At 57.6% G+C, this 11,594-nt stretch carries 8 protein-coding genes; all 8 read right to left on the bottom strand.

From position 1 onward, the window contains the following. The coding region (locus A9513_RS14240) for a helix-turn-helix domain-containing protein (RefSeq protein WP_141678402.1) at positions 1-174 on the bottom strand (174 nt) is incomplete at its 3' end. Between the two features lie 36 nt (positions 175-210). Continuing rightward, positions 211-666, bottom strand: coding sequence for a hypothetical protein (locus tag A9513_RS14235; protein ID WP_065327429.1), 456 nt, complete (start codon positions 664-666; stop codon positions 211-213). Between the two features lie 75 nt (positions 667-741). Beyond that, positions 742-1,506, bottom strand: coding sequence for a DISARM system phospholipase D-like protein DrmC (drmC, locus tag A9513_RS14230; RefSeq protein ID WP_043157646.1), 765 nt, complete (start codon positions 1,504-1,506; stop codon positions 742-744). A gap of 1 nt (position 1,507) precedes the next feature. Then, complete coding sequence (gene drmB, locus A9513_RS14225) at positions 1,508-3,364, bottom strand: DUF1998 domain-containing protein (RefSeq protein ID WP_043157645.1); 1,857 nt, start codon at positions 3,362-3,364, stop codon at positions 1,508-1,510. Positions 3,365-3,366: 2 nt separating this feature from the next. Continuing rightward, positions 3,367-7,401: a DISARM system helicase DrmA gene (drmA, locus tag A9513_RS14220; protein ID WP_236225506.1), complete on the bottom strand. Its 4,035-nt coding sequence runs from the start codon at positions 7,399-7,401 to the stop codon at positions 3,367-3,369. Between the two features lie 3 nt (positions 7,402-7,404). Continuing rightward, positions 7,405-9,369, bottom strand: a complete 1,965-nt coding sequence (locus A9513_RS14215) for an ATP-binding protein (protein ID WP_043157644.1) — start codon at positions 9,367-9,369, stop codon at positions 7,405-7,407. Beyond that, positions 9,359-11,233: a DUF4209 domain-containing protein gene (locus A9513_RS14210; RefSeq protein WP_043157643.1), complete on the bottom strand. Its 1,875-nt coding sequence runs from the start codon at positions 11,231-11,233 to the stop codon at positions 9,359-9,361. The genes A9513_RS14215 and A9513_RS14210 overlap by 11 nt, the downstream gene beginning before the upstream one ends. After that, a partial coding sequence (locus A9513_RS36310; protein WP_218060705.1) for a hypothetical protein occupies positions 11,230-11,594 on the bottom strand: 365 nt, incomplete at its 5' end. The genes A9513_RS14210 and A9513_RS36310, both read right to left, overlap by 4 nt.

Genomic DNA, 11,594 nt, shown 5'->3' with positions numbered 1-11,594 from the left:
CTGGGCATCGTCTGCAACGTACTCGCCTTGAGCATTCCGGTTGCGCCGGATCTCACGGCTGACCGTCGAGGGGCTGCGKTTCATCAGCCGGGCAAGCCTGCGCTGGCTGAAGCCATTGCACAGGCCGATCTGGATCGTGACGCGCTCTGTGGCGCTGAGTTCGTGATAGGACATGGGGCAACACCTTACCGAAATGGTCGGGTGTTGCACTCAGTTTTTGCGGCCGCCCTCGTTAGAAAGCTGGGTGAGCAGCTCATCAAGTTCCCCCGTTAGATGAAGATCCTGGTGGTAATCGAAAATATGATCTTCCGTTGCATCTTCCAGCAGAACAGATTTTTCTTTTAACCAATTTTGGAATCTAGGGATCTGGATACCATGGTGCTTAAGTGCTTGATCGACCCACAACTGGCTCCTTGAATTGCTCAGAGCAGCCGTGGAAGCGACGTCGCCAATCCTCTCATACATGAGCTCTTCAATAATGAACTGCGCAAACTCGTGCAATACGCTCCATTTAGGGAAAGGCTGTAAAAATAATCCAATCTCCCGATCTTCGTGCCAGTTATTCAGGTTACGAAGATATCCCATCGGGTTATCAAGAACGTTATGAACAATGTTCGCGTAGTAGTAAGTTTCAAAGTACGCCATCTCGACAAGCTCTTCACGCATGGCATGGCTGACCTTTAATAAATGTAAGTAGAACCGTGACTACAAGAGCATCAGACCCGCAAGTTGGACAAGCCCTCATCCACCAAAAGGCATGACCACACCTGTAATCGCCAACGCCTCCAGATGTCGATGAAGCTGCTCGGGCAAAGAAGTGCCAGATATCAATACCCCAGCCTCCATGTTCTGGTCCATCGCGTATCCAGTCAGGTTGGCACTGGTGATGAAGCAATACACTCCATCCGCCACCGCGACCTTCGCGTGCACGCTGCCATTGACGAACGCAGCACCTTTGTCTTTCCAGGCGTAGAAAAGCGCATCGGGGACGATCTTCTTCAGGTTACCGATAGGGTCGACGCTGACCTTGCCACCCTGAGCGCTCGAGAGCTCCATCAGAAACTCGATCTTCACGCCACGCTCTGCCGCTGACTTCAGAGCCCTGGCGATCGACTCGATGTCGTACGCGACGTAACTGGTGATGAACAACCGTTGCTGAGCGGCATCGATCACCTGTATCAAAGCCTGCTCGGTTCGCCGAGCAGGAACGAGTTCGGTCGTCGGCCCAGTCCACACCAGTTCGACCCTCTGTCGACTCTCCGCATGACGAAACGCATGCGCAGCGGCCAGGAGCATTGCAGCCAGCGTCTCGCCACTGATGGTCGACGCCTTCCAAGCTCCGACCAGCCCCTTGAGCACATTGTCGGCCTTCGCGGACACTGGTCCCGCCCTCAGATCGCCTGCCTTCGCGACTTGCATTCCTCTGACCTTCGCCGCCAAAGCCGCTACGCGGTCATAGGAGACTATGGAAACCAACGCGGACACCGCTGCCAGTAGCTCTCGCATCTCAAGCATCCGGGAAGAATGCCGCTTTGGCATTCTCGAAAGTCGGCACGACCATCGTCCGGTCGAGATAACGGTTGCCACGCTCGCACGATGTCTCCGCGACGAAGGAGCAGGCATGGCACGCTGCTGCATGCAAACTACGGTCTTTCCGGGGATCATGCTCCGCGCACAGGGGATCGGAGGAGCAAATGCGCGCACGCCGCAAAGCCTGAACCAGTAGGCGCTCCAGGTTCTCGGGCTTGCCCAGTTCGACCAATCCACCCAAGGTACCATCAGAGTCCGCAGCGGCCGTGTAGATGATAAAGCCGCACTGGCTGCCATCCTCATTCACCTCGGCATAGATCCGCTCTCTGATGCTGGCCGCGTTGTATCCACACTCCAACGCCAACTCTCGGATCAGCAGATGCGCCAGAGTGTGCAGCATCACGTAGCGGGCACCTGGATAACCGTCATCCGGAGGACAGAGATGGCGGGAGTTTCTCCAACCTTTGTGCCCTCCACGCAGCCTCATGTCGGCAGCCTGAACGTCGGCTGTCTGCTCCCACTCAGCTATCGACTGCTCGTCGAACTGAATGAAGATGCCCTCACCGTGCACCTGATTCGCGGGAACCCAATCGGGCTTTGCACGTGACAGCGGTGCCTGGATCGGTCCAGCCCCACCGCCGCCCGAGTCGTCAGGCGCCTCGACTCGCGTGAAGCCGAGCAAGGCATTCACCTCGCGCAGACGCTTCAACAGCAATACCCTGGCGATCTTGCCTTGGAAACCCTGAGGAACGGCCACTGCCTCGGACAAGAAGTGCGGATAGTCATTCACTGGCACCGGGTCGATCAGCACCCGCCACTCGGGGCCTTTGATGTCAGCCTCGGTGACACTCTCGCCATCTCCAGAACTATGAGCCTCAATGCCTGCCCAAATGTCCTCTGCGGAATACTGGTCGATTCCAGGCAATGAACTAGTCTTCTTCAACAGCTTGATGGTCAGGGGAACCTCATCGAGCGACTCCAGATCGCTGAAGAAGCTCCAACCATCCTCCAACAACTGCGCCAGGCCGTCCTTTGCCTGAGGTATCGCCAAGGCAGACAAGGAGACTGGAAACCAGCTGTTGGTCGCCCCCAACAGCACGGCCCGTGGCTCGGCATCGCAATCCGGCTCGAACTGATCCAAATGAGGATGCCGTCCACGACAGCCTGGCAGGTTCTCCTTACCGAGCTGCCCGAAGGCATGAGCCATATTCCGCGATGCACCGCACGTATCGCATTTGACCCAAAGGTTCTCAGTCTGTAAGGAAGCGCCACTTTCGAAGAAACGCAGCGTGCCTTTGCAATCGCTAGGCCCACTGTGGACGAACCACTGCCAAGGGAAGTCGTCCAGATGTCCATTCTTACAAGCCAAAAGAAAACGTGCCGGGACGGCATCTGCATCCTTGGCGGGTTGATCCCCTTTGGATCCTCGGCAGCCCTGATGAACGAAACGTGTTGCCTCGGGGCGATACCTGCTTTCCTTGAGCTCGAACAAACCACTGTCATAGGGAGAAAGAAGCCCGCACTTCACACATCGCAACCAGCGAGGAAAAGGACGAACAGGAACCCCGACGCTGGCTTCTGCAGAGAAAGGATCCACCGATTCACTCTTGGTGAACGGCGGCATTCGTAACGATGCGACCTGAGGACCGAGTGCTTTTTGCACTGCGGCGAGCAGGCGATTCTCGATCACCAGGTGGCAACGATCCTTTTCCCAGACGTCGATACCGGAAGTCACGACCGACAGATTCGGCAAGTCGACGAGGGCACCAGGACCGTAGGTCCACAGCAGTTGACTGGGTCGTACCGAGCCAACGGGGGTCTTTTCGTGCGCCATCTTCATTCGTCCTTATCAGCCGCAGCGGGGCGAGGTTTCCACTGGATTTCGTCTTTGATCCTCGACGAGTTCATGACCAAGCGAACGCCAGGCTCGACTTCGCGCATAGACATGGGCACCGTCCAGTTATCCCAAGTATGCGTTCCAGGTGCCCTGATCAAGGGAACGGTCAGATCCTTCTCGGGCCCACGTTTCTCGTACGCCAAGATACGGTTACCCTGCATCACCTCATTCACCCACTGATCCGCCCGCTGCTTGAGCATGCCGCCAGCGAGCTTCTTCGCAGGAGCCTCCGCGATGTTGTCTGCGCGCGTTTCGAGCACCCTCATGGCATCCAGCATTTCCGCCTGGTTCGGTTGCTTGAGACTCTGTGCGCCCTCGTTCGGCGCGAAATCCTCGCTCTTGGCGCGGATCAGCGACAGCATCGCCCCAGTCAGACCTCGATCCATCGCACGCGGCGAGAACGGAGTGACAGATTGCGCCTCGACGTGTTTGTAGAAGGTCGCGTGGTAATGCTCGAAGGTTTCGTAATGCGAGAGATCGCGTGGGCGAGCCCACGTGAGGACAGTGCAGACCAGCCCCGGAAATTGACGCCCTACACGGCTGGTCGCCTGGATGTACTCTGCCGTCCCTTTCGGCTGACCGTTGACGGCCATGATGCCCAGTCGATTGACGTCGACACCGACCGACAGCATGTTGGTCGCCAACACGATGTCGATGGCACGCGTATCGCCCTCCTCCAACCTGGTCACGTACCTGCCTTTCTCGGGATCCCATTCGGACTTGAACATCACTTCGAGCTGATCGAGATACTTGGGGATGTCCTGGTTCGAAACCCGAGAAGTCAGCTCGCGGATATTCATGACGCTGCGCTGGGCCAGACCAGGCCGCTGCACCATGCTCATTTGCACACGGTACGCACGAGTCTGCACGTCGTCCTCGGCCAGACGCTTCATACCACCCAGCTCACGCAACGAATTGAAGTAGCCAACCATGGTCATGTAAGGATCGGCGGCTTTGCCGAACCGATCGAACAGCGCTTGAGCCGCGGTCAGCGCTGCCGTGTAGACTCGGATCAACATCGCCGGCCGAGAGCTGCCCGGAGAGCAGATACCTAGGTAACGTCGTCCCGGCTTCTGCTCGATGGGCCGCTGCACCGAGAAGAAGTTGTCCTCGACGTCCAGACCATGAGGCGGAAACACCGAGACCTGGCGCATGAAGACGTTGTTGACCTGCTGCTGCGCCTTACGCACGGTAGCCGTGGAGGCGATCACCTTCGGACGGATCGATTCACCGTCCAGCAGCCAGGTACACAGCTCATCGACCGTGCTCTCATAGAGGCCGACCATGGTTCCCAAGGGGCCGCTGATCAGGTGGAACTCGTCCTGGATGATCAGATCCGGAGGCCGCACCGGAGAAATTGCCTTGACCGTCGCAGCTGCTCGCCCCGCGACAGCTCTGTGACCGGTATTGCAATCCGAGCCGGGCCAGAGCATTCCGTGTCTGGAACACTCCTTCGATACCCGACCGAACAGGTTCCGAACCTGCCCACGCCACGCCATCATGGCGAACTTGTCCACCGTGGCGATCATCATCGACGGTGGGCGACGATACATCTCCTCGTCCACGACCATCACCGGTAAACCAGGGTGTGCCTGCTTGCTCGAACGACCACGAGAGAAGTCACAGGTACTCAGCTTGTCGCCGCAATAGATCGTCGTACGCCCAGATATCTTGTCGACCTCGATATCTCTCTTCGGGTCGATCTCCGTTCCGCACCACGGACAACCTGTCAGCTGCGCCGGCGAAGCCATTCCGGTGGGGTTTCTTCCCGGGGTACGAATGGCCTCGATGAACTTGTGGCTATCCTCCGTGGTACCTGGCGTCACCTTGTTGCCGACCCAAAGGCCGATGGTGAATGCGCTCTCGCCAAGTGACTTGTCGCCCGTGGCGAGACCCTCACGACGAATATGCTCCATCGCGCAAATCAACGCGGTAGCCCGCTGAAACTGCTGCAAAGTCAACAAACGCAGGGTGTAGCGCATGATCACTGCCAGTCCGCGAGATGAATCGTAGCCCCCCAAGTTCCCTTGCAGGCGGCGAATCGCCATGGTGAATGCAGCCACGCCCAAATAGGCCTCGGTCTTGCCGCCGCCCGTAGGGAACCAGAGCAGATCCGCATAGGCCTGCAGAGGCTGGGTGCGATCCGTATGCTTCGGATCGGTCATCCCCGGAACGGATAGCAATAGAAAGGCCAACTGGAAGGGACGCCAGGAGCGGTTCTTCGGTACATCGAACTCCGCCAGCGCCACAGCGCGCCCGCGGCGACGCTGCAATGCACACGCGCTATGCACTCTCTGGATCGCCATCGCTCGGTTAGCGAAACGGAAAGCCGCCAAGGCTTTGTCATCCGTCGCCAGCAACCCCACGCCCTCATGCAAACGAACCAGGATCGACTCACAGTGGCTCAGCGCCTCAGCGGCCTGCTGCGCATAGCCGGACGCATCGCTTTCGATGCGTGCACGCTGATCGTCGATCCATGCCGAATAGTCCTCGGTCAATATCCCGAGCGCAGCGACGAGCTCGCCTCTCTCCAGATCAGCCAGCCGCTTCATATCCAGCAGACCTTCGTCGACCAATCTGCGCATCGCTGGCCGGTCCTGCGGATCCAAGCCCGGCGTCTCAGTGACCGGCACTTCGTATTGCGGCATCACTGCTGTACGCAGTTCTACCGCCCTGGCCACATCTGGGCCAGCTACGGCATGCACTGCGACGCCATGCCCGACAGCGAATTCGACCCGATCGCGATAGATCATCTCCAGCGCCAAGCGCTCGCGCAAATCGTCATCGTCCGCAGCGTCAGCATCTGCCTCCAGAGCGGGACGGCGACGGAATATATCTTTCACCGAACTTTCGTCATTGGCCCGCACCAGGATTTCGGGCTGGAACACCCAGGCGGTATCACGATTTTCTGGCGGTTCTATCTGGCTGTTGACCAGAAACAGCGTAACCAGGCGTTCACCCTTATCGTTGGGTGAACGCACCGTACCCTGGATAAGCACCTCTGGGCAGGCCGAATCCGGAATTACGGGAGAGATCACTCCATCCTTCAGCGCCAATTGAAACGTCCCGCCAGAAGGCTTGCGCCGCCAGACTTTGGCTTTGAGAACCTGCTCGGTGGTATTGATCACCCGCCCCTCGGCGTCACGTACCGCCTTCTTGACCACCTTGGCATGAGCCGGATCATCGGACTCAAAGCGCTCATAGCGCCCCCAACTCACCACCACCTCGAGACATTCCGCACCGCCGTCGACGCAAAAAGTGAACCCCAAACTCGACGGCGCGAGCGACTGGTTCGAGGCCGTATCCACCTCATCCTCGGCTTCAGAGTCACCGCCACCAATCTTTTGGGGAGAGTCGACCTTGTTCGACTGGGCCTTCGGCTCCAGATCCGCAGGCTCGTCCTCCTCATTTTTTTCCGGGGGAGCCACATCCTCACCGCGCTCGGAGTTCTCCATCGGCGCGAGCTTGCCGACGAGGTACCGATCGCGAACGCTCATATCGACGATGAGCTCCTCCGGCCCGCCGGCTGGCCCTAGAAGGTCATCCATGATCGCGAACTGCAGCAGTTCGCGAACATAGGCCTCGTTCTCGATCAGCGGAATGTCGGCGAGCGTGACACCCAATGCACGAGGGATAGCCTCTGCGAAATCGGTCCACGGAGCACGTACGACGCTTCCAGCGGACGGAGGCAGCAAACCGGTGCTGCCGATCCCTACCACTGGCTCGACCGTCTTGACATTGTCGAAGTACAGTGAAGTGCCTTCCGCATCGACTCGGACACGCAAGACATGGCCGACACGCACGATGCCACCGGCTGGGTTCAAAACCAGTATCCAGGCCCCCTCGCGCAACGCGGGATGGCTTCCTTTTAGATAGACGACCTTGTCGGCTAAACGAACGTCACGCACCAAGCCACGATCGACGACTATCCAAGCCTCTGGGGTGCTGTTCTGCACTATCTCTTCCATGCTCATTCTTCAAATCCTATTAACGATATCTTCCAGCTTGTCGAGCGACTTACTCTGGGCGATATAGGCCGAATACCCTTCCTGCGCTCCACGAATCAGGGTGTCGTAATGAACAATGCGACTACCTGGCGAGATCGATGTCATCGACGACTTGAGTCGATCCGGGTTGGATGCCTCTTCGGCTACGGTCTTCCCAAGCACGAAGATCACTTCGATATCCGGGCTGGTCTGATTCTGCTCACGCAAGATCTTCGTCAGTTTGTCGACATAGGTCTGCCCTTGTTCGACCAATTCGAGCAGTCCCATCCTGCGGCCGACCTTCTTCAGCTCGACGATGACATGCTTGCCAGCATTGGTGCGGTAGGCGATATCGACACGGCCCAAGCGCTCTTTTTCGGTCATATCTTCGATCAGAACGCCTTCCGTCATTAGACGCGACTCCATTATCGAACTACCCGTGGCGCGCTCCCATGCGGGGTCCAACAACCAGAGATGATCGAACAGGTACTTCTGAAGCACCCTTTCCTTCGCGTCTTCGTCGATGATGCTTTGAAAGTCCCGAATAGCATCCAGACGGGATTTCACGATGTCCCGATAGAGCGAGGCTTCGAGAGAATCCCGGTCAGCGAGCACAGCCAGGAGCCTGTCGGCACTCTCGATACTCGTTACGAACTCTTCGGTCGAGCCACGCAGCTTCATTCGCTCGAATGCCAGGATGCCGTGCCGATACATGAGCTTGCGGTCATCCTCGTCATCGACCGGCAGAGCGCTCAGCTTGGAGATCAGCGTTTCAGCGCTATTCCTGTACCCTGCAGGAAGAGACTCCAGCCATTCTGCAAGGGCGGGAGACGTCTCCTGGGCCTCCTTGACCTCGTGCTTTCTTCGCCACTCACTCCAGCGTTTCTCGAGCTGCCCCAAGCGAGACTTGAGAAAAGCGATCAACTGGACGTAACGCTCGTCATCTTCCTGCACACGCTGACGGTCACTGGTGGCGATGTCGGGGCGATCATCCGCATCGAGAAAATCCGCCTCGATCTGACCGGTGAGGTACTTCGTATAAAGCCTCCCATCATTCAGTCGATCGATGACGTTTTCCTGGATCAAGCGGCCTCGTGCGAAGACCACGATGCCATTCAGGTTCCCCGCCTCATCGTCGTCGAGGTCTTTGGGCTTACGTGCTGTGCCAAGCCAACCGCTCACACGCCACGACGAATTCCATGCCTCGAACCGAGCTGGCAGCGCCTCGCGCTCCAAGACATGGGAAACTGTGCTGGCTTCCGGCTCGTAACCCTCGAACGTCCAAAGGAACTGGACCTTGGGTAAGTCGCCTCGATCAGCGGCCGTGATGGGCTGGCCGTCGATCTTGATCTCGAAGCCATGAGCTTGCCCAATGATCGAAAAACGCCGGGCAAGACGCTTGCGCAACGCGGTGACGCCTTTGCCGAGCCGCTGACGCTTGATATCGCGCAACACGATTTTCGTGCCTCGCGTCGCCGTGAGCGTGCCGTGCTCCAGACGCTCAGGGTGGTATGCACGCCTTTCCTGCACAGCCTGCTGGATACCCGGCACGCTCATGCGGAAGCCATGTGCATCCCCATCCTTGGCAGACTGCACTTCGATGACGTTGGCGATAGAGAACAAAGACAATTTGCCTAGTCCCTTGCGCCCCATCACGGGCCGGCCCTTCGCAGTCTTGCATCCATGCTCCGTATCCTCATCGCGGCGGCGATAGCCGACGCGCAGGTACTTACCATTCAGGTCATCGACAGACATGCCGATGCCGTCATCTTCGATCTCGATCCACTCATTGTTCGGAGCGACGCGAATCTGCACGCTCGATGCATCCGCGTCCCATGCATTGGCCACCGCTTCGGTCAGCACGGCGGCGATGTTGCTATAAAGGTTGATACCGAGATGCTCGAGGACGTTGAGGTCGACGGTCATCTCGAACGTCGGTACGACTTCATTCGTCATTCTCTTCCTCCATACCCCGATCATTTTCAACCTTCCGCGCCGCATTCCAGAATGTGTTGAAGACAAGCCTCAACCCCATCCACCACGCGTAAATTGAGTGTATTGACTGAAACGAGTCATCATCCAGCAGGCCGTGAGCCACCTCGTTACGCAAGTTCGGCCCCAATGCATCGCAGAACATTGCCTTGATCTCGAAGGACAGGTCTTTCCCGAAGACCTTTTCAGCTTCCGGCAGGCCCATCAACGTGCTCAGGCCGTTCTCGTTCTCAATGCCATCAATGTCGAGATTGGTGGTCTTCACCCCTGCGTTTTTCAGATGGAAACGAACCATGTGCTCTATCTGGGGCGCTAACAGATGCATGGACACGGTGAAGTCGCGGTCAAAGCCAGCGTAGAGCGCCTTGCCGAATAGGCGCTCTCGGCCTGGCGGCACGATTGGGGACTGACTCGCCAGACCAATGAAGTCCTCTTCACGCAAACGATGCTCTTGCAGCAACACTTCGTGGGCAGGCCATATATCGCCATGGACGACGATATTGATCAGGATCTGATAATCGTGAACCATCTGTGCCCACAACGCGGGATCGTCACTGGTCGGAGCATTCTCGAATCCGGCCGCCGGCTGTTTGGCGATGACGCGACCATCGCGCGACATGTGTGTACTGCCGAACAAACGACGAAAAAAACTCTGCTGAAGGATCTTTTCTGCGGCGCTGCGAATTTGATCTACACGAGCCCCCTGGTAGACGTTCGCGAGCGAAAACAACGCATCCCTTACGGACTTCCCAGAAACCGACTTACGCGCATTCTCGACCAGTTCGGTGATATCAAGCCCTGGAGTCTTGACCTCTCCAAGCTCATCCAGCGACTTTTCGCCAGCGTCGTTCATATGCCGATGCAGCTCGGCGATACGCTCATCTCCTCGATGCACCGTCCGCAGGCTGCGTGGAATGCTGCGGTATATCTGGATGGCCTTCTCATAGAAGCTGGCAGCGACCATATGACTAGGCTGCTCGGACGAAATCCGCGCAACGGCTTCTTTCACCCAGCCTTCAGCGACTGCAACGGTCATTTCTGCTGATTGAGCTTCGTCACCAGCTCGAATGAACCAACGACTCGCTGCGCCAAAGAACTCTCGGGAACGGTGAAGCTCACCAGCTTCCTGAAACTCAACAGCCATCGCATTCAGTTTCTGCGCCATGGTTGTCGCGTGAGCCTGACCAAGACCATATGCATCCATAAGGCCAGCCAACCATAACGCAAGAAATCCGCTGTCGTTGGTTGCGGTATTGAAGGCGTCAAGAACGGCTGCCTCCATCTCGTCCAAGCGGGCTCCTGCTCCAGCTTTGAGCATGCGCGCCAAGCTGATAGCACGCTCCCAACATTCGTGACCGCCACGAATCCACGTTTCCGTATCCAACGGAATCAGCCGATAAGCATCAATCGCCGCAAGCGCAAACCGGACGTCTCGCGGACGTTGCTTCAACCATACGAGGTCGGCCACCCGCGCCTTCAACCAGGAATCGTCGATGGCCTCGACAATCTCGGCATAGAACGCGATGTCCGATTCCGATAGATCGTCAGGAACCACCGAGCGTCGCCCTTCTATCACCATGAATGGTCTGAAAGGCTCATTGAGGCTTTTCGGCGAGAGCATCATGGAGCATGCATCCGCAAGCAACCACAGCGCTTTTCCGTGTGAGGGGCGATTGTCTTCCGATGCCTTGCGTGCAGCGCTGGAGAACGCCTGCCACATTGAGGAATAGCCCTCGCGCGCTCCATCAGCCAGTGAGATTTGCCAGCCGCACTCAGCAAAGTCTCTCCCCGTGACGATCAGGTCGGCGGAGTAACGCTGGTCACTCATGCGTTTTCTCCGCCAAACAAATCAGCCATGGAATTGGATGGAGCAACTCTTGATCGACGCCCCCGTTTAGCCGCTAGCGGATTCGAAGCGTTCGGCTGCGCAGTCGAGTCGCCCTCTGCTGGAATCAATCGAAAAACGTTCTCAACAAATGTATCGGCTAAACCAAGGTCTGACTCAGATCGAATCTGGGCTTGTAGTGCAACAGAGTCCTGAATGGTTTGATCGTCAATTATCTGCGGTGGCGGAAACGGAAGTTCCTTTAGCTCGGCGGCCGCAAAAACTGAGTGCAACACCCGACCATTTCGGTAAGGTGTTGCCCCATGTCCTATCACGAACTCAGCGCCACAGAGCGCGTCACGAT

Origin of the sequence: Pseudomonas sp. AU12215 (assembly GCF_001675465.2) — a bacterium.
GTDB lineage: Bacteria > Pseudomonadota > Gammaproteobacteria > Pseudomonadales > Pseudomonadaceae > Pseudomonas > Pseudomonas nitroreducens.
The sequence above is the reverse complement of the archived record's forward strand: the minus strand, read 5'-3'. Positions and strand labels throughout refer to the sequence as shown.

Excerpts from the sequence above, each read along its gene's own strand:
- drmB (WP_043157645.1), bottom strand. The coding sequence starts at position 3,364 with ATGGCGCACGAAAAGACCCCCGTTGGCTCGGTACGACCCAGTCAACTG.
- A9513_RS14215 (WP_043157644.1), bottom strand. The coding sequence starts at position 9,369 with ATGACGAATGAAGTCGTACCGACGTTCGAGATGACCGTCGACCTCAAC.
- drmC (WP_043157646.1), bottom strand. The coding sequence starts at position 1,506 with ATGCGAGAGCTACTGGCAGCGGTGTCCGCGTTGGTTTCCATAGTCTCC.
- drmA (WP_236225506.1), bottom strand. The coding sequence starts at position 7,401 with ATGAGCATGGAAGAGATAGTGCAGAACAGCACCCCAGAGGCTTGGATA.
- A9513_RS14235 (WP_065327429.1), bottom strand. The coding sequence starts at position 666 with ATGCGTGAAGAGCTTGTCGAGATGGCGTACTTTGAAACTTACTACTAC.
- A9513_RS14210 (WP_043157643.1), bottom strand. The coding sequence starts at position 11,233 with ATGAGTGACCAGCGTTACTCCGCCGACCTGATCGTCACGGGGAGAGAC.